The sequence below is a fragment of the Gordonia sp. LMA484 genome (genome assembly GCF_058129505.1).
The window spans coordinates 2,274,823-2,291,788 of sequence record NZ_CM176700.1 but is presented as its reverse complement, the minus strand read 5'-3'; the positions used below and the strand labels follow the sequence as shown (position 1 = coordinate 2,291,788).

The following is a 16,966-nucleotide window of genomic DNA, read 5'->3' as shown; positions in this document are numbered from 1 at the left end:
CCGTGGACGACGCCACCATCAGCCGCATCGATGGCGACCACGTCTGGCACCCGTACGGCGCCATGCCGCCGGCGACGCCGCCTCTCGTCGTGCGCGGTGCGCAGGGCGTGCGGCTCGAGCTGGCCGACGGACGCCGCGTCGTCGATGGCATGAGCTCGTGGTGGGCCGCCATCCACGGCTACCGGCACCCCGTGCTCGACGCGGCGGTCACCGATCAGCTCGGGGCGATGTCGCACGTCATGTTCGGCGGACTGACCCACGAACCCGCCGCCCGGCTGGCGCAGCTGCTGGTCTCGATCACCCCCGGTGACCTGCGGAAGGTCTTCTTCTGCGACTCCGGCTCGGTGTCCGTCGAGGTCGCCGTGAAGATGGCGCTGCAGTACTGGCGCAGCCGCGGCGAGACGTCGCGGACCCGGCTGCTCACCTGGCGCGGTGGCTACCACGGCGACACCTTCACCCCGATGAGCGTCTGTGATCCCGACGGCGGGATGCACTCGATGTGGACCGACGTGCTCACCGACCAGGTCTTCGTCCCGGCGCCGCCGACGGAGTACGACGCCGACTACGTCGCGGTCCTCGAATCCGCCGTCACCGAACATCGCGAGCGCCTCGCCGCCGTCATCGTCGAGCCGGTCGTGCAGGGCGCGGGGGGCATGCGGTTCCACGACCCGCGGTACCTGTCCGAACTCCGGCGTATCTGCGACCGTGCTGGTGTCCTGCTCATCCTGGACGAGATCGCAACCGGGTTCGGCCGCACCGGCGAACTGTTCGCCGCCGACCACGTCGGCGTCACGCCCGACATCATGTGCGTCGGCAAGGCGTTGACCGGCGGATACCTGACGCTGGCCGCGACGCTCTGCACCACGGAGGTCGCGGAGGTGATCAGCGCCGGCGAGGCGGGCGGACTCGCACACGGCCCGACATTCATGGCGAACCCGCTGGCGTGCGCGGTCGCGGTCGCCGCCATCGAACTGTTGCTGGAGTCACCCTGGCGCGACCGGGTGGGCGCGATCGAGTCCGGGTTGCAGCGCGGTCTCGCCGGCCTCGCCGACACGCCCGGCGTCGTCGACGTGCGGGTCCGGGGTGCGATCGGCGTGGTGCAGCTGGATCGGCCCGTCGACATGTCGGCGGCCACCGCCGCCGCGGTCGACGCAGGGGTGTGGTTGCGGCCGTTCCGGGATCTCGTCTACGTGATGCCGCCGTTCGTGTGCACCGGCGACGACATCGACACGATCACCCGCGGTGTGCGTGCCGCGGTGGATGCATCTCTGTCCGTAGACCTCATCACGGGAGTGAGTCGATGACGACCACAGAACTGAACCCGGCGGCCACTGCAGCCGCATACGTCGACACGTCCGAGGACGCCCTGGCGTGGCTGGCCGACGAGGCCGTCCGGCTCGAGCAGGCCGGTCTGCACCGGGAACCCGTGGTGCGACAGCCCGATTCGTCGATGATCAATCTCGCCTCCAACGACTACCTGGGTCTGTCCACCCATCCGGCGGTGATCGCCGGTGCCCACGCGGCGCTCGACGCCTGGGGTGCGGGATCCACAGCATCGCGACTGGTCGTCGGCACCACCGCGGCCCACGTCGAACTCGAGGACGACCTCGCCGAGTTTCTCGGATTCCCGTCCGCCCTCGCCTTTTCCTCCGGCTACCTCGCCAATGTCGGCGCGATCACCGCACTGGCCGGACGCGGCGATCTCATCGTCAGCGACACCGGGACGCATGCCTCACTGATCGACGGCTGCCGGCTGTCGCGGGCGCGCGTGGTCGTGGTGGATCGAGGCGATCATGCGGCCGTGCGGGCCGCGCTGCGTGCACGCACCGAGAAGCGGGCGCTCGTCGTCACCGACTCGGTGTACAGCATCGACGGTGAGCCGGCGCCGATCGCCGACCTGTACGCCGCGGCCCGCGACAACGGGGCGGCCCTGCTCGTCGACGAGGCGCATGCCCTCGGGGTGCGTGGTCCCGGTGGTCGAGGTCTGGTCGCCGAACTCGGGTTGTCCGGGGCGCCGGATCTCGTCGTGACCACGGTGCTGTCCAAGTCGCTCGGTGCGCAAGGCGGTGTCGTGCTGGGCTCGGCGCTGCTGCGATCGCATCTGATCGACCGCGCCCGCAGCTTCATCTTCGACACCGGACTCAACCCGGCCGCCGTCGGCGCCGCTCGGGCCGCGCTCGGCCTGCTGCGCGCCGACCCGGCGATGCCGCACCGACTGCGCGCCAACGCGACCCGGATGGCGGCCGCGATCGGGGCCGACACACCGGCTGCGGCGGTCATCTCCATCGTCGTCGGCGACCCGAAGCCCGCCGTTGCCGCGGCGGCCGCATGCCGCGATCAAGGTGTCCTCGTGGGCTGCTTCCGTCCGCCATCGGTGCCCGCCGGCACCTCGCGCCTCCGGTTGACGGTGCGGGCCGATCTCGAGGCCTCGGTCATCGATCACGTCGCGGGCGTCGTCAACGACGCACTGACACAGGTCGGTGTCCGATGACCGCCGGGCCCGGTCGGATCCTGGCCGTCACCGGCACATCGACCGATGTCGGTAAGACAATCGTGACGGCCGCCCTGGTCGCCGCGGCGCGGGACGCGGGAACCAGTGTGGCCGTGTGCAAACCGGCGCAGACCGGTGTCGTGGGTGGGGAACCAGGCGATCTCGCCGTCGTCGAAGCGCTCGCCGGACCGACGGTGACGGCGGAATGTGCCCGCTACCCCGAGCCGCTCGCGCCGGAGACCGCGGCCCGCCGAGCAGGGCTGGCCGCACTGCAAATCGGCACCGTGACGTCGGCCGTTGCCGGTCTGGCCGCCGATCACGACGTGACGTTCGTCGAGGGGGCCGGTGGTGTGCTGGTCCGGCTCGCCCAGGATCTGACGCTCCTCGATGTCGCCGAGGCGACCGATGCCGGTGTGGTCGTCGTGGTTCCGGCCGGCCTCGGCGCGCTCAACCACGCCGAACTGACGGTGTCCGCGATCACCGGGCGCGGCCTGCGGGCCGCGGGACTGATCATCGGATCGTGGCCGGCCGAACCGGATCTCGCGATGACCTGCAATCGCACCGATCTACCGCGTCTCACCGGCGTGCCGATCGTCGGCGCGATCCCGGCCGGCGCCGGTGGGCTGGACCCGGCCGATTTCCGGCGACTCGCGCCATCGTGGATCGACCCGGAATGGCTGCGTCACGAATGTCTTCCCGGCCACGCCCCGACACCGACCGAGCCCGAACCACCCATCCGTTCACAGTCCCTGAATGCACAGCCCCAAGAAGGAGTTCTCTCGTGACCCAGGCCCCCGTCGCACCCGGCGCCACCCGCACCGATACATCCGACGACATCCTCGACATCGCCCGCAAGCAGGTTCTCGAGAACGGCGAGGGGCTGCGTCGCGAGCAGGTTCTCGAGGTGCTGCGTCTGCCCGACGACCGACTCACCGAACTGCTGCAGCTCGCCCACGACGTGCGTATGACGTGGTGCGGACCCGAGGTCGAGGTCGAGGGCATCATCTCCCTCAAGACCGGCGGGTGCCCCGAAGACTGCCACTTCTGCTCGCAGTCCGGGCTCTTCGCGTCGCCCGTGCGCAGCGCGTGGATCGACATCCCGTCGCTGGTCGAGGCCGCCAAGCAGACCGCGAAGACCGGGGCGACCGAGTTCTGCATCGTCGCGGCCGTCCGCGGTCCGGACAAGCGTCTGATGAGCCAGGTGGCCGCCGGCATCGAGGCGATCCGCAACGAGGTCGACATCCAGATCGCCTGCAGCCTCGGCATGCTCAGCCAGGAGCAGGTCGACGAGCTCAAGGGCATGGGCGTCCACCGCTACAACCACAACCTCGAGACCGCGCGCAGCCACTTCCCGAATGTGGTGACCACCCACAGCTGGGAAGAGCGCTGGGACACGCTGCGCATGGTCCGCGAGGCCGGCATGGAGGTCTGCTGCGGCGGCATCCTCGGCATGGGGGAGTCGCTGGAACAGCGCGCCGAGTTCGCCGCGGATCTCGCCGCGTTGGAGCCCGACGAGGTTCCGCTCAACTTCCTCAACCCGCGGCCGGGCACCCCGTTCGGGGACCTCGACGTCCTGCCCGCCTCGGAAGCGCTCAAATCGGTTGCCGCGTTCCGCCTCGCGTTGCCGCGCACGATTCTGCGGTTCGCCGGTGGCCGTGAGATCACCCTGGGCGACCTCGGTGCCAAACAGGGCATCCTCGGCGGCATCAACGCGGTCATCGTCGGCAACTACCTCACCACCCTGGGCCGCCCCGCCGAGGACGACCTCGATCTGCTGAGTGATCTGTCGATGCCGATCAAGGCACTCAACGACAGCATCTAGGCTCGATCACGTGACCACGTCGATGACGAAGCCCGACCCGGTGGACCGACCACGCCCAGCAGGCGCCCCGCTCGACATCCCGGGGCCGCTCGCGGAGCCGTGCCGCTACGGCGTCTACACCGGGCTGGAGCTCGATCTCCAGTCACCCGACGCGGTGCCGCCCGCGGCCCGCATGGGACTCGAACCGCCGCGGTATTGCGGCCAATGCGGGAGGCGCATGGTCGTCCAGGTGCGGCCGGACGGCTGGGGCGCCCGCTGCTCCCGGCACGGGACGGTGGATTCGGCCGAGCTGGGGCAGAGGTGAGCAGTCCGGCGACGGCGCCCGAACCGCCGCCGGCGACGACTGACCCCACGGGTCACACCCGTCCTGCCGCGGGTCCGTTGATCGCGGTCGTGGCCGTGGTGATCCTGCTCGGCGCGGTCGTCGGGATGATCTGGGCGATGGTGACCCCGGCCATGACCGGCCGGGTGCTCTCCGCGGGCTCCGCGATCATCCCGGCAGCCGAATTCCCCGAGGAGTTCGCCGCCGTCGGGACCTTCGCGTCCCTGCTGCTCGTCTACGGGCTCGTCTCGGTTGTCGTCGCCTGGTTCACCGCACGCGCCTGGCGCGGTCCGGTCGGATTCGGCGTGGTCGCGGTGAGCTCGGTCATCGGTTCGTTCCTCGCCGCGTGGATCGGGACCCGGGTCGCGGACTGGCGATTCGACGATCCACGCTCCACCCCGGTCGGTGCGACCTTCGAGCTGGTTCCCGATCTCTGGCTCGACGGCGCGGTTCGCGGTGTCGGGGGAGCATGGGTGCTGTTCGGGTGCGCACCGTTCGCGGCGGCGTTCCTCTATCTCGGTTTCGCCCTCGGATCGCGGACCGCCGATCTCGGTGTCGGCGACCTCATCGCGGTGTCCGCGGGATCGGGCGAGGGGCCCGAGGGTCAGCCGATCTGAGCCGGCGTGGCGTCGATCACGGCATCGGCGACGACGTCGACCGAGACCTCGAGGACGCGACTCAGTGCCACCACCGTCGCGAACGACGGGGTGAGCAGCCGCCCGCCCTCGATCTTGCGCAGCGTCTCCGGTGAGATGCCCGCCGCTTCGGCGACGTCGGTGACGGTGCGGTCGCCCCGCAGCTCGCGCAGCAGCGCGCCGAGGCGCCGCCCGGCGGCGATCTGCTCAGGGGTCAACGGTGCACGAACCATGCGCTCAGCCTACCGACCCCGGTATGAAAATACCGATGTGATTCCGTATCCTGGTATTTAAATACCAGGAGGTGGGTGTGATCGAACTGAAGTCACCGGACGAGGTGGCGGCGATGCGGGTGACCGGACGATTCATCGCGGAATTGCTCGACGATCTCTCGCTGCGGGCGCGACCCGGGGTCAATCTGCTCGACCTCGAGATGCGGGCGCGCGAACTCGTCGACTCCCGAGGTGCCGTGTCGTGTTACTGGGACTATTCGCCGTCGTTCGGTCGCGGGCCGTTTCGCAACGTCATCTGCCTGTCGGTCAACGACGCCGTGCTGCACGGGCTTCCACATGACTACGTGCTGGTCGACGGTGACGTGCTCAGCATGGACATCGCGGTGTCGATCGACGGCTGGGTGGCGGATTCGGCGCGGACGATCATCGTCGGGACGCCACGGCCCGACGACGAGGCGCTCATCGAGACCACCAGAGCGGCGTTGGCCGCCGGCATCGCCGCCGCCCGAGCGGGAAACCGACTCGGCGACATCTCCGCCGCGATCGGTTCGGTCTGCACCTCGCGCGGATATCCCGTGAACACCGAGTTCGGTGGCCACGGGCTGGGACGCACCATGCACGAGGATCCGCACGTGCCCAATCTCGGTCGCGCCGGGCACGGTCTGCGGCTGCGGCCCGGGCTCACCCTCGCACTCGAACCGTGGCTCGCCCGGCACACCGCTCGAATCGTCTACGACCCCGACGGTTGGACCATCCGGTCCGCGGACGGGTCGCGTACCGCGCACAGCGAACACACCATCGCGATCACCGACGGCGACGCCGAGGTCCTGACCGCGCCGTGAGGTCGGCGCGCGGGGTCACATCGGCGGACGCAACGTCGCGAACTCGTCGGTCACCCGCAACTCGGATTCCGCGAACGCGTAAAGCGCGGGTGGGCGGCCGCCGGATCGCCCGGTCTTACCCACGGTCCCGGTGGCCACCACCACGGCACGTCGAGACAAAATGCGTAGCAGATTTGTAGTGTCGACAGCGTAACCCAGTGCTGCACAGTAGATCTCGGATAGCTGCGACATCGGGAAGCGGCTCGGGGCAAGGGCGAAGGCGATGTTCGTGTATGACAGTTTCGCGGCGAGTCGGTGTCGGGCCGCCTCGATGATCTCGCGGTGATCGAAGGCCAGGTCGGGCAGTGCGTCCACGGCATACCAGGCCGCGTCGTCGGGAAGTCGCGCCGACACATCGGTGGGGACCAGCCCGAGATACGTCGACGCGATGGTGCGGACGCCCGGTACGCGACCCGGGTCGGAGAACACGGCCAGTTGCTCGAGGTGGGCGATGTCGGCGACGTCCACCGAATCCGCGACGAGCCTGCGCGCGCTGCTCTTGAGGGTTTCGTCGGGCGCGACGTCGCCGCCGGGCAATGACCACGCGGCGCCGCCGGCGTGGCGCCAGAGCAGTACGCACAGCATCGGCGCGACGTCGGCGTCGACTTCCCGGACCTGAAAGACGGCGGTCAAGACCTCCACGCGAACCTGGGACGCCCCGGCGGCACTGGATGAGCTCGATGGGGGCGTCGCCATGGCGTCGATTGTATGGGCGCGCGACCCCACGTCGTCGTCGGCCGCGCGCGGCGCTAGAGCTCGTCGAGTGACATGATCCCGTCCTGGATCGCGCGCGCCGCGAGTGCTGCTTTCGTGCGGGCGGTCCGGTCGACCGCCGAGTACTTGGCGCGGATCCGCGTGAGGTGGGTGTTCACCGTGCCGATGGAGATCGAGAGTTCCTTCGCCACAGCGATCTTCGAATCGGTCAGCAGCCACGTACGCAGCACCTGGATCTCGCGATCGGTCAGGCCCGGACGGCGGCGGGGGCCCCCGGGCGCGGATGTCGCGGTCGGATGCGGGCCCACGGTCGGCGCCGCGGAAGGCCGCGTGGAGACCTCGGGTGCGGCCACCAGATGCATATGGGGGCGCGGTCGCGTGTCCTCGATCGGGCGGCGGACAGTGGCCGCATGTGGCGCCGGTGGCATGGCGGATGGCATGGCCGGGGCCCCGGGCAGTGGCATGCGGCGCGCGGCGAGTCGGGCCAGCGCGGCCTCGCGGCGCTGGATCGCGGCCGCGGCGGCCCGCCCGAGAGGCGGTGCAAGGGGACCGGCGGCAACCGGTGAGGTCGTGAAGGTGTCGGACGGGGAAACGGTCATCACGCTGCTCACAATCTGGTCAGCGGCCGGTTCTGACCTGGCCGGAGAGGGTGTACTCCGCTGACGCTAGGGTTTGTGGCGTTCGCGCGAACGCGTAGTCCACTACTCGAATTGCCCGCGGGAATGCCTCGGATGTGACCGGTGTTACGATGGACAGTGTTTTCGATCATCAGTCGAAAACCCTGCTCGGAGCGCGACCACAGCGCCGGGCATGACCGGAAGAGGAGTGGCAGATGAGCATCACCAGCGACCGTCCGGCGGTGACGACAGAGGTCGGGGCCGTTGACCTCGACCTGATGGACGCCTCATGGACCGACGGACCCGGCGGCTACACCGGGGTCGAGCCCACGCAGGAGTGGGCCGAGGAGGTCCGGCGGCTCGCCCGCGCCCGGAACGCGACCCTGCTGGCCCACAACTATCAGCTGCCCGCGATCCAGGACGTCGCCGACCATGTGGGTGACTCGCTTGCGCTGTCGCGGATCGCGGCCGAGGTGGACGCGGACGAGATCATCTTCTGCGGTGTGCATTTCATGGCCGAGACCGCCAAGATCCTCAGCCCCGAGAAGCGGGTGCTGATCCCGGACGAGCGGGCCGGCTGCTCGCTGGCCGATTCCATCACCGCCGACGAACTGCGCGAATGGAAAGACGAGTTCCCGGACGCGGTCGTCGTGTCCTATGTGAACACCACCGCCGAGGTGAAGGGTCTCACCGACATCTGCTGCACCTCGTCAAACGCCGTCGACGTGGTCGCATCGATCGATCCCGACAAGGACGTGCTGTTCCTGCCCGATCAGTTCCTCGGCGCCCACGTCAAACGTGAGACGGGCCGCGACAACATCCACATCTGGGCGGGTGAGTGCCACGTGCACGCCGGCATCAACGGCGACGAGCTCGCCGCGAAGGCCGGCTCGCACCCGGACGCCGACCTGTTCATCCACCCGGAGTGCGGTTGCGCGACGTCGGCGTTGTATCTCGCGGGTGAGGGAGCCGTGCCCGAGGACCGGGTGAAGATCCTGTCGACCGGCGGAATGCTCGATGCGGCGCGTGCAACGCAGGCAAAGCAGGTGTTGGTGGCCACCGAGATCGGCATGCTGCACCAGCTCCGCAAGGCCGCGCCCACAGTGGACTTCCAGGCGGTCAACGACCGGGCGTCGTGCCCTTACATGAAGATGATCACCCCGGCGGCCCTGCTGCGTTCGCTGCGTGAGGGGCGCGACGAGGTGCACGTCGCCCCGGACGTGGCCGAGCGCGCTCGCAAGAGCGTCGAGCGGATGATCGCGATCGGCAATCCCGGTTCCGGTGAGTGACGCGTTCGTCGGTCAGATCGGGGTGTCCGGGGCGCTCGACCTCGCGGTGACCGACGAGGTGCGGACGCTGATCCGGACCGCGCTCGACGAGGACCTGCGCTACGGACCCGACGTCACGACGCTCGCCACGGTGCCCGCCGACGCCGCGACCGACGCCGCGATCGTCAGTCGCGCCGACGGCGTCATAGCCGGCATCCCACTGGTGCTCGCGGTGTTCGACGAGGTCATCGGCGCCGGCGCCTACGAGGTGACCGCGGCGCTGTCCGACGGCAGCGTGGTCGGCCCCAAGGACGTGGTACTCGCCGTGCAGGCGCCCACCGCCGCGCTGCTGACCGCCGAGCGCACCGCACTCAACCTCATCTGCCACCTGTCCGGGATCGCGACGGCGACCGCCCGGTGGGTGGCCGAAGTCGACGGCACCGACGCCAAGGTGCGTGACTCACGCAAGACGCTGCCCGGGATGCGGTACCTGCAGAAGTACGCGGTCCGGGCGGGCGGGGGTGTCAACCACCGGATGGGCCTCGGCGACGCCGCGTTGATCAAGGACAACCACGTCGTCGCGGCCGGCTCGGTGAGCGCCGCGCTCGCCGCGGTGCGCGCCGCCGCTCCGGACCTGCCGGTCGAGGTCGAGGTGGACTCGCTGGCCCAGCTCGACGAGGTGCTGGCGCTGGAGCCCCAGCTCGTTCTGCTCGACAATTTCGCGCTCTGGGAGACGCAGATGGCGGTCCAGCGGCGCAACGCGCGCTCGCCGGAGACGAAGCTGGAGAGCTCGGGTGGCCTGTCGTTGGACATGGCCGCCGACTACGCGCGGACCGGCGTCGACTATCTGGCCGTCGGTGCGCTGACCCACTCGGTGACGGTTCTCGATCTCGGCCTCGACATCCCGGCGCCCACCGCCGATCGGTGATGCGAGCCGCCCGAATTCGGTGCCGCCGGTGCACTCGATTCGGCGAGGCCTGCCGCACCGTGTGAAAACCACTTCGTCGGACCCCATAAACTTGTGGTGACGTGCGCACGATGCGCAGCCTCCCCACTGTCAACAGGAGATCCCGATGCTCGCCCGAACCGACCTGCGCGGTGCCACTCCGACGCTCGCTGAACTGCGTCGTGCGTTGCCCCGCGGAGGCACCGATGTCAATGCCGTTCTCGACACGGTGGCGCCGGTGGTCCATGCGGTCGCCGAGCGTGGTGCCGATGCCGCGCTCGAGTTCGGGGAGAAGTTCGACGGCGTCCGCCCGGCGTCGGTCCGGGTGCCGGCTCAGGTGATCGCCGACGCGCTCGATCACCTCGACGAAGCCGTTGTCGACGCGCTGCGCGAGTCGATCACCCGGGCCCGTCTGGTGCATGCCGACCAGCGTCGCGAGACCTCGCGCACCCAGGTCGTCGACGGCGGAGTGGTCAGCGAGAAGTGGATTCCGGTCCGCCGGGTGGGGCTCTACGTGCCCGGCGGTAATGCGGTCTATCCGTCGTCGGTGATCATGAATGTGGTCCCGGCGCAGGCGGCCGGCGTCGGTTCCCTCGTCATCGCCTCGCCGCCGCAGAAGGAATTCGGCGGCTGGCCGCACCCGACGATTCTCGCTGCGTGCGCGCTGCTCGGTGTCGATGAGGTCTGGGCGGTCGGCGGAGCGCAGGGCATCGCGCTGCTGACCTACGGCGGCCGCGATTCCGACGGCGATTCGGCCGGCGCGATACTCGATCCGGTCGATCTCATCACCGGTCCGGGCAACATCTACGTGACCGCCGCCAAGCGTCTGTGCCGCGGCGTCGTCGGTATCGACTCCGAGGCCGGCCCCACCGAGATCGCCATTCTCGCCGACGACAGCGCCGATCCGGGCATCCTCGCCTCCGACCTGATCAGTCAGGCCGAGCACGACGTTCTCGCCGCATCAGTGCTCGTGACCGACAGCGTCGAACTCGCCGACGCGGTGGACGTAGCACTGGAAGCGCAGGTGGCAGCGACCAAGCACCGCGAACGGGTGAGCACCGCCCTGTCCGGCAAGCAGTCCGGGATCGTGCTCGTCGACGACCTGGAGGCCGGGTTGGCGGTGGTCGACGCCTACGCCGCCGAACACCTGGAGATCCAGACCCGGGATGCGGCGACGGTTGCCGACCGGGTCACCAACGCGGGTGCGATCTTCGTCGGACCCTATGCGCCGGTGAGTCTCGGCGACTACTGCGCCGGATCGAATCACGTTCTGCCGACCTCGGGTTCGGCCCGGTTCGCCTCCGGTCTGTCGGTTCAGACGTTCCTCAGGGGCGTGCATGTCATCGACTACGACGAGGCCGCCCTGCGTGACGTCGCCGACAAGGTCGTCACCCTCGCCGACGCCGAAGACCTGCCAGGCCACGGTGACGCCATCAAGCAGCGCTTTGTCGCCTCGGGAGCGTCATGAGCGCACTCACGAGTCGTGGCGGACCGGGCAGTCGGATCACCGTCGACGATCTGCCGTTGCGCGAGAATCTGCGTGGGAAAAGTGCTTATGGCGCACCGCAACTGAAGGTGCCGGTGGTGTTGAACACCAACGAGAACCCGCACCCGCCGTCGGCGGCGCTGGTCGCCGACATCGCCGAGTCCACCCGGCAGGCGGCGGTGGAGCTGCACCGTTATCCCGACCGGGATGCGGTCGCGCTGCGCACCGACCTCGCCCACTACCTCACCGAGGCCACCGGGGTGGAGCTGTCTCCGGAGAATCTCTGGGCGGCAAACGGTTCCAACGAGATCCTGCAGCAGCTACTGCAGGCCTTCGGTGGTCCGGGCCGTAGTGCGCTCGGCTTTGTGCCGTCCTATTCGATGCACCCGATCATCTCCGACGGCACCGACACGACGTGGCTGCACGCCGTGCGTGCCTCGGACTTCTCCCTCGACGTCGACTACGCGGTGGCCGAGGTGAGCAATCGTCGGCCCGACGTGGTGTTCGTGACCTCGCCGAACAACCCCACCGGCGGGTCGATCCCCAACGATGCGCTGCGCGCCATCATCGAGGCGGCGCCGGGAATCGTCATCGTCGACGAGGCCTATGGCGAGTTCTCCGAACAGCCCAGCGCGGTCGAGCTGATCGACGAGTATCCGACGAAGGTCGTCGTCAGCCGGACGATGAGCAAGGCGTTCGCCTTTGCCGGCGGGCGCCTCGGCTACCTCGCGGCCGCGCCGGCCATCGTCGATGCACTGCAGCTCGTGCGCCTCCCGTACCACCTGTCGGTGCTGACACAGGCTGCCGCACGCGCAGCCCTGCGTCACCGCGACGACACCCTCGCCGGGGTGGCCGCCATCATCGCCGAACGCAAGCGCGTCGCAGCGCGACTGGCCGACATCGGCTATCGCGTGGTGGACTCCGACGCGAACTTCCTGCTGTTCGGGCGGTTCCGTGACGCTCCGGCCAGTTGGCAGCGCTATCTCGACTCCGGCGTGTTGATCCGAGACGTCGGTATCGGCGGCCACCTCCGTGTCACGATCGGCCTCGCACCGGAGAACGACGCCTTCCTCGACGTCAGCGCCACGCTGGCGGCCACAGATCTGGAGAATGGGTAAGTGACCACCGCAGCACCGCGCATCGCGCGGGTCGAACGAACCACCCGCGAATCGTCGATCACCGTCGAGATCAACCTCGACGGCACCGGCGTCACCGCCATCTCCACCGGTATCGCGTTCTTCGACCACATGCTCACCGCCTTCGGTCAGCACGGCAGTTTCGACCTCACCGTCGAGGCGAAGGGCGACGTGGAGGTCGAGGGACACCACACCATCGAGGACACCGCAATCGTCCTGGGTCAGGCACTCGGTCAGGCGTTGGGTGACAAGAAGGGCATCCGCCGGTTCGGTGACTGCTTCATCCCCATGGACGAGACGCTTGCGCACGCCGTGGTCGACGTCTCCGGACGGCCTTACTGTGTGCACACCGGCGAACCGGAGCACCTGCTCACCGCCGTGATCGGTGGTTACCCCGGGGTGCCGTATTCGACGGTGATCAACCGCCACGTCTTCGAATCCATCGCCCTCAACGCCCGGATCGCGCTGCACGTGCGGGTCCTCTACGGTCGCGACCAGCACCACATCACCGAGGCCGAGTTCAAGGCGGTCGCCCGGGCGTTGCGGGCGGCGACCGAACCCGATCCGCGTGTGAGTGGCGTGCCGTCGACGAAGGGTGCGCTGTGATCGTGGCGCTGACGAAAAACACCCCAGAAAAGCGCCCGGCAGCAGCCGGTCGCGCACATCATGTCGACGGCGGCGCCCAGGAGGGTGGCTTTCTGGGGCGCATTTCCGGGACCACGGGGGTGACCCGGTGAGCGGCACGCCTGAGGTGACGATCCTCGACTACGGTTCGGGCAACCTGCGGTCGGCGCAGCGAGCACTCGAACGGGCCGGCGCCACGGTGACCGTCACCGCCGACCGGGACGCGGCAACCGACTGCGACGGCCTCGTCGTGCCCGGCGTCGGCGCCTTCGCCGCCTGCATCGAGGGTCTACGCGCGGTGAAGGGCCACCGGATCATCGACCGGCGGCTGGCCGGTGGTCGTCCGGTACTCGGCATCTGTGTCGGCATGCAGATCCTGTTCGAGCGGGGCGTGGAGTTCGGGGTCGAGGCGGACGGCTGCGGGGAGTGGCCCGGAACCGTCAGCCAACTGCCCGCTCCGGTGTTGCCCCACATGGGCTGGAACACCGTCAAGGCCGCCGAGGGTTCGCTGCTGTTCGACGGGCTCGACGCCGACACCCGCTTCTATTTCGTGCACTCCTACGCGGCGCAGACCTGGGAGATGGACAACGTCGGCTCACCACTCGCGGCCGCGAAACTGACGTGGGCCGAACACGGCGGTCCCTTCCTGGCCGCCGTGGAGAACGGGGCTCTGGCCGCCACCCAGTTCCATCCCGAGAAGTCCGGCGACGCCGGCGCGCATCTGCTGCGCAACTGGGTCCGGTCACTGACATGAGCCTCGGCGACACCCGGTTCTCCTACGGCAAGCTGGTGCTGTACTCGCTCGGCGCCGGCGTGCTGGTCCTGGTGGTGTCGATCCCCGTCATCCTGCTCATCGCGCAGTGGTCGCCGATCGCCGGGCTCGTCGTGGCGCTGATCGCCGTGTTGGCGATGATCGCGGTCATCGGTACCGTGTCTCGCCGGATCATCGCGACCGCCGAGCGCGAGATCCTGGCCGCCCGCGCCGCCGATCCGGCCCAACCGCCGCACCCCCCACATCCGACAGACAGGAACTCCTCCACCGATGGGTAACACCCTTGAACTCCTCCCGGCCGTCGACGTCGCCGACGGACAGGCCGTCCGCCTCGTCCAGGGTGCAGCCGGCTCCGAGACCTCCTACGGCTCGCCCCGGGAGGCGGCCCTGGCCTGGCAGACCGACGGCGCCGAGTGGATTCACCTCGTCGACCTCGACGCCGCGTTCGGGCGTGGCAACAACCGCGAACTGCTCGCCGACGTCGTCGGCGAACTGGACGTCAAGGTCGAGCTCTCCGGCGGCATCCGCGACGACGACTCGCTCGCCGCGGCGCTCGGAACCGGTTGCACGCGCGTCAATCTGGGCACCGCGGCGCTCGAGAACCCGGACTGGTGTGCACGCGCCATCGAACGCTACGGCGACAAGATCGCGGTCGGTCTGGATGTCATCCGCGAGGGCGAGTCGTATCGACTGCGTGGCCGCGGCTGGGTGACCGACGGCGGCGATCTGTGGGAGGTGTTGACCCGCCTCGACCGCGACGGCTGCGCCCGCTATGTGGTCACCGACGTCTCCAAGGACGGCACCCTGGGCGGTCCCAACCTGGATCTGCTGGCCGAGGTCGCCGCCGCCACGTCGGCGCCGATCGTCGCCTCGGGCGGCGTCTCCGCGCTCGACGACCTCGTCGCCATCGCCGGGCTCGTCGATCGAGGTGTCGAGGGCGCGATCGTCGGCAAGGCGCTCTATGCCGGCCGGTTCACCCTCCCCGAGGCCCTCACGGCCGTCGACGGGATCTGATGGATCCCTCCCGCCTGCTCGACGTCGCGAGCACGATCCTCGATTCGGTCGCCGACGAGTTCGTCGCCGGTCTCGGTGCGCCCAGCGCGGTCGCCAAGGGAGCGACGGACTTCGCGACCCAGGTCGACCTGGACCTCGAGCGTCGCATCAGCGCCGAACTGGCCGAACGCACACAGATCCCCGTGCACGGGGAGGAGTTCGGCGGACCACCGATCACCGAGGGCCCGGTCTGGGTGCTCGACCCGGTGGACGGTACCTACAACTACTCGACCGGTTTTCCGCTGACCGGCATCCTTCTGGGGCTGCTCGTCGACGGCGAACCCGTGCTCGGCCTCACCTGGCTCCCGCTGCTGAAACGGCGCTTCGCCGGACATGTCGACGGCCCCCTGTACGTCGACGGTGAGCCGGTCGGTGCCCTCGCGCCGATCGACCTCGAGTCGGCGGTGATCGGGTATGGGCCGTTCAATGCGGCAGCGCAGGGACGCTACCCGGGTGCACGCCGCGTGGATGTGCTCCGGGCACTGAGTTCTCGGGTTGCGCGGCTGCGGATGACCGGCAGCACCGGTGTCGACATGGCCTACACCGCCGCCGGGATCTTCGGCGGCGCGATCGCGTTCGGCCGCCACGCCTGGGACAACGCTGCAGGGGCGGCGCTCATCCGGGCTGCCGGAGGAGTGGCGACCGACCTGGGGGGAACGCCGTGGACCGCGAGGTCGACCTCGTTGGTCACCGGGGCACCCGGGTTACACGACGAATTGATGGCGGTCATCGGCGACGTGGTCGGCGACGAGTGGGATTCGAGACCCGCGCGGTCCGCGCGCCCAGACAACTCCGGAGGTAGGTCATGACGGTGGCGGTACGGGTCATTCCCTGCCTGGACGTGGATGACGGTCGTGTCGTCAAGGGCGTCAACTTCCAGAACCTGCGGGATGCCGGCGACCCGGTCGAACTCGCCGCCCGGTATGACCGGGAGGGCGCCGACGAACTCACCTTCCTCGACGTCACCGCATCGAGTTCGGGCCGCGCCACGATGATCGACGTCGTCAAACGCACCGCCGACCAGATCTTCATCCCGCTCACCGTCGGCGGTGGTATCCGCACCGTCGAGGACGTCGACACGATGCTGCGGGCCGGCGCCGACAAGGTGAGCGTGAACACCGCGGCCATCGCACGCCCGGACGTCCTCGCCGAGATGAGTCGTCGATTCGGTTCGCAGTGCATCGTCCTGTCGGTGGATGCGCGCACGGTGCCCGACGGCGACACCCCGACACCGTCGGGGTGGGAGGTCACCACCCATGGAGGCAGACAGGGCACCGGCATCGACGCGATCGAGTGGGCCGAGCGCGGTCAGGAGCTCGGGGTGGGCGAGATCCTGCTCAACTCCATGGACGCCGACGGCACCAAGCGAGGTTTCGACCTGCGGATGCTGGCCGCGGTCCGGTCGGCGGTCACCGTACCGGTGATCGCCAGCGGTGGCGCCGGGGCGCTCGGCGACTTCGCGCCTGCGGTGGAGGCCGGCGCCGACGCCGTCCTGGCCGCGTCGGTCTTCCACTTCGGCGAGCTGACCATTCCCGACGTCAAGGCCGCGATGGCGGCGGAAGGGATCACGGTGCGCTGATGGCCCTCGACCCCGACTTGGCCGCACGGCTGAAGCGAAACGACGACGGACTGTTCGCTGCAATCGCGCAAGAGCGGTCCACCGGAACGGTGCTCATGATGGCGTGGATGGACGACGCCGCGCTGGAGGCCACCCTGGCGACCCGACAGGCGACGTACTACTCACGGTCCCGACAGCAGTACTGGGTCAAGGGGGAGACCAGCGGCCACACCCAGTACGTCCATGACGTACGTCTCGACTGCGACGGTGACACCGTCCTGCTCGTCGTCGATCAGGTGGGCGCCGCCTGCCACACCGGAAATCACAGCTGCTTCGACACCCCGTCGCTGTTTGAGGGTGAGGCGGTTGCCGACGAGCTCCCCGACGATGAGAACGTGACATAGAAAG

The 16,966-nt window shown here is 69.4% G+C and carries 21 protein-coding genes; 18 read left to right on the top strand and 3 right to left on the bottom strand.

Annotated features, from left to right (window positions below):
- Positions 1–2: 2 nt before the first annotated feature.
- Genes AC4AMJ_RS09980 through AC4AMJ_RS09955 form a run of 6 tightly spaced genes read left to right on the top strand, consistent with a single transcriptional unit; the run spans position 3 to position 5,252 of the window.
- Positions 3–1,304, top strand: a complete 1,302-nt coding sequence (locus AC4AMJ_RS09980; RefSeq protein WP_489917970.1) for an adenosylmethionine--8-amino-7-oxononanoate transaminase — start codon at positions 3–5, stop codon at positions 1,302–1,304.
- Positions 1,301–2,491: an 8-amino-7-oxononanoate synthase gene (locus AC4AMJ_RS09975; RefSeq protein ID WP_489917969.1), complete on the top strand. Its 1,191-nt coding sequence runs from the start codon at positions 1,301–1,303 to the stop codon at positions 2,489–2,491. Before AC4AMJ_RS09980 ends, AC4AMJ_RS09975 begins: the two co-directional genes overlap by 4 nt.
- Complete coding sequence (gene bioD, locus AC4AMJ_RS09970; protein WP_489917968.1) at positions 2,488–3,276, top strand: dethiobiotin synthase; 789 nt, start codon at positions 2,488–2,490, stop codon at positions 3,274–3,276. The genes AC4AMJ_RS09975 and bioD overlap by 4 nt, the downstream gene beginning before the upstream one ends.
- The gene (gene bioB, locus AC4AMJ_RS09965; RefSeq protein ID WP_489917967.1) at positions 3,273–4,313 is read left to right on the top strand and encodes a biotin synthase BioB; all 1,041 of its coding nucleotides are present in this window, start codon (positions 3,273–3,275) and stop codon (positions 4,311–4,313) included. Before bioD ends, bioB begins: the two co-directional genes overlap by 4 nt.
- A gap of 22 nt (positions 4,314–4,335) precedes the next feature.
- Complete coding sequence (gene bsaP, locus AC4AMJ_RS09960; RefSeq protein WP_489900931.1) at positions 4,336–4,617, top strand: biotin synthase auxiliary protein BsaP; 282 nt, start codon at positions 4,336–4,338, stop codon at positions 4,615–4,617.
- Positions 4,614–5,252: a DUF2567 domain-containing protein gene (locus AC4AMJ_RS09955; RefSeq protein ID WP_489896088.1), complete on the top strand. Its 639-nt coding sequence runs from the start codon at positions 4,614–4,616 to the stop codon at positions 5,250–5,252. The genes bsaP and AC4AMJ_RS09955 overlap by 4 nt, the downstream gene beginning before the upstream one ends.
- On the opposite strand, the gene AC4AMJ_RS09950 is transcribed toward AC4AMJ_RS09955, so the two are convergent.
- The gene (locus AC4AMJ_RS09950) at positions 5,240–5,503 is read right to left on the bottom strand and encodes a helix-turn-helix domain-containing protein (protein ID WP_489896087.1); all 264 of its coding nucleotides are present in this window, start codon (positions 5,501–5,503) and stop codon (positions 5,240–5,242) included. The two genes, AC4AMJ_RS09955 and AC4AMJ_RS09950, sit on opposite strands and share 13 nt — an antisense overlap.
- 77 nt (positions 5,504–5,580) lie before the next feature.
- On the opposite strand from AC4AMJ_RS09950, the gene map reads away from it, so the two are divergent.
- On the top strand, positions 5,581–6,345 hold the full coding sequence (map, locus tag AC4AMJ_RS09945; protein ID WP_489896086.1) for a type I methionyl aminopeptidase: 765 nt from the start codon (positions 5,581–5,583) through the stop codon (positions 6,343–6,345).
- A 15-nt stretch (positions 6,346–6,360) separates the two neighbouring features.
- Here map and AC4AMJ_RS09940 read toward each other — a convergent pair whose 3' ends face one another.
- On the bottom strand, positions 6,361–7,080 hold the full coding sequence (locus AC4AMJ_RS09940) for an NUDIX hydrolase (RefSeq protein ID WP_489896085.1): 720 nt from the start codon (positions 7,078–7,080) through the stop codon (positions 6,361–6,363).
- A 53-nt stretch (positions 7,081–7,133) separates the two neighbouring features.
- Positions 7,134–7,697 (bottom strand): response regulator transcription factor, encoded by a 564-nt coding sequence (locus AC4AMJ_RS09935; protein ID WP_489917966.1) that lies wholly within the window; start codon positions 7,695–7,697, stop codon positions 7,134–7,136.
- Between the two features lie 233 nt (positions 7,698–7,930).
- Here AC4AMJ_RS09935 and nadA point away from each other — a divergent pair, with 233 nt between their 5' ends.
- From nadA to hisI, 11 genes are all read left to right on the top strand, one after another.
- Complete coding sequence (gene nadA, locus AC4AMJ_RS09930; protein WP_489896084.1) at positions 7,931–9,004, top strand: quinolinate synthase NadA; 1,074 nt, start codon at positions 7,931–7,933, stop codon at positions 9,002–9,004.
- Positions 8,997–9,911, top strand: coding sequence for a carboxylating nicotinate-nucleotide diphosphorylase (gene nadC, locus AC4AMJ_RS09925; protein ID WP_489917965.1), 915 nt, complete (start codon positions 8,997–8,999; stop codon positions 9,909–9,911). Before nadA ends, nadC begins: the two co-directional genes overlap by 8 nt.
- A gap of 145 nt (positions 9,912–10,056) precedes the next feature.
- Entirely contained in the window at positions 10,057–11,397 is a 1,341-nt protein-coding gene (gene hisD, locus AC4AMJ_RS09920) for a histidinol dehydrogenase (protein WP_489917964.1), read from the top strand.
- Complete coding sequence (locus AC4AMJ_RS09915; protein ID WP_489896081.1) at positions 11,394–12,533, top strand: histidinol-phosphate transaminase; 1,140 nt, start codon at positions 11,394–11,396, stop codon at positions 12,531–12,533. The genes hisD and AC4AMJ_RS09915 overlap by 4 nt, the downstream gene beginning before the upstream one ends.
- Entirely contained in the window at positions 12,534–13,157 is a 624-nt protein-coding gene (gene hisB / locus AC4AMJ_RS09910) for an imidazoleglycerol-phosphate dehydratase HisB (protein WP_489896080.1), read from the top strand.
- Positions 13,158–13,284: 127 nt separating this feature from the next.
- Entirely contained in the window at positions 13,285–13,929 is a 645-nt protein-coding gene (gene hisH / locus AC4AMJ_RS09905) for an imidazole glycerol phosphate synthase subunit HisH (protein WP_489896079.1), read from the top strand.
- Complete coding sequence (locus AC4AMJ_RS09900; RefSeq protein WP_489896078.1) at positions 13,926–14,225, top strand: hypothetical protein; 300 nt, start codon at positions 13,926–13,928, stop codon at positions 14,223–14,225. The genes hisH and AC4AMJ_RS09900 overlap by 4 nt, the downstream gene beginning before the upstream one ends.
- Positions 14,218–14,961: a bifunctional 1-(5-phosphoribosyl)-5-((5-phosphoribosylamino)methylideneamino)imidazole-4-carboxamide isomerase/phosphoribosylanthranilate isomerase PriA gene (priA, locus tag AC4AMJ_RS09895; protein WP_489896077.1), complete on the top strand. Its 744-nt coding sequence runs from the start codon at positions 14,218–14,220 to the stop codon at positions 14,959–14,961. Before AC4AMJ_RS09900 ends, priA begins: the two co-directional genes overlap by 8 nt.
- The gene (locus AC4AMJ_RS09890; RefSeq protein WP_489917963.1) at positions 14,961–15,809 is read left to right on the top strand and encodes an inositol monophosphatase family protein; all 849 of its coding nucleotides are present in this window, start codon (positions 14,961–14,963) and stop codon (positions 15,807–15,809) included. Before priA ends, AC4AMJ_RS09890 begins: the two co-directional genes overlap by 1 nt.
- On the top strand, positions 15,806–16,579 hold the full coding sequence (gene hisF, locus AC4AMJ_RS09885; RefSeq protein ID WP_489917962.1) for an imidazole glycerol phosphate synthase subunit HisF: 774 nt from the start codon (positions 15,806–15,808) through the stop codon (positions 16,577–16,579). Before AC4AMJ_RS09890 ends, hisF begins: the two co-directional genes overlap by 4 nt.
- Positions 16,579–16,962 carry a phosphoribosyl-AMP cyclohydrolase gene (gene hisI / locus AC4AMJ_RS09880; RefSeq protein WP_489917961.1) on the top strand — a complete coding sequence of 128 codons (384 nt, stop codon included), beginning with the start codon at positions 16,579–16,581 and terminating at the stop codon, positions 16,960–16,962. Before hisF ends, hisI begins: the two co-directional genes overlap by 1 nt.
- The last annotated feature ends 4 nt before the right edge of the window (positions 16,963–16,966 follow it).

What these genes read in the sequence shown, in the direction of transcription:
- AC4AMJ_RS09890 (WP_489917963.1), top strand. Translation starts at nt 14,961, where the DNA reads ATGGATCCCTCCCGCCTGCTCGACGTCGCGAGCACGATCCTCGATTCG.
- nadA (WP_489896084.1), top strand. Translation starts at nt 7,931, where the DNA reads ATGAGCATCACCAGCGACCGTCCGGCGGTGACGACAGAGGTCGGGGCC.
- hisI (WP_489917961.1), top strand. Translation starts at nt 16,579, where the DNA reads ATGGCCCTCGACCCCGACTTGGCCGCACGGCTGAAGCGAAACGACGAC.
- AC4AMJ_RS09950 (WP_489896087.1), bottom strand. Translation starts at nt 5,503, where the DNA reads ATGGTTCGTGCACCGTTGACCCCTGAGCAGATCGCCGCCGGGCGGCGC.
- AC4AMJ_RS09975 (WP_489917969.1), top strand. Translation starts at nt 1,301, where the DNA reads ATGACGACCACAGAACTGAACCCGGCGGCCACTGCAGCCGCATACGTC.
- hisF (WP_489917962.1), top strand. Translation starts at nt 15,806, where the DNA reads ATGACGGTGGCGGTACGGGTCATTCCCTGCCTGGACGTGGATGACGGT.
- AC4AMJ_RS09935 (WP_489917966.1), bottom strand. Translation starts at nt 7,697, where the DNA reads ATGACCGTTTCCCCGTCCGACACCTTCACGACCTCACCGGTTGCCGCC.
- priA (WP_489896077.1), top strand. Translation starts at nt 14,218, where the DNA reads ATGGGTAACACCCTTGAACTCCTCCCGGCCGTCGACGTCGCCGACGGA.
- AC4AMJ_RS09915 (WP_489896081.1), top strand. Translation starts at nt 11,394, where the DNA reads ATGAGCGCACTCACGAGTCGTGGCGGACCGGGCAGTCGGATCACCGTC.
- bsaP (WP_489900931.1), top strand. Translation starts at nt 4,336, where the DNA reads ATGACGAAGCCCGACCCGGTGGACCGACCACGCCCAGCAGGCGCCCCG.
- AC4AMJ_RS09940 (WP_489896085.1), bottom strand. Translation starts at nt 7,080, where the DNA reads ATGGCGACGCCCCCATCGAGCTCATCCAGTGCCGCCGGGGCGTCCCAG.
- AC4AMJ_RS09900 (WP_489896078.1), top strand. Translation starts at nt 13,926, where the DNA reads ATGAGCCTCGGCGACACCCGGTTCTCCTACGGCAAGCTGGTGCTGTAC.
- hisD (WP_489917964.1), top strand. Translation starts at nt 10,057, where the DNA reads ATGCTCGCCCGAACCGACCTGCGCGGTGCCACTCCGACGCTCGCTGAA.
- bioD (WP_489917968.1), top strand. Translation starts at nt 2,488, where the DNA reads ATGACCGCCGGGCCCGGTCGGATCCTGGCCGTCACCGGCACATCGACC.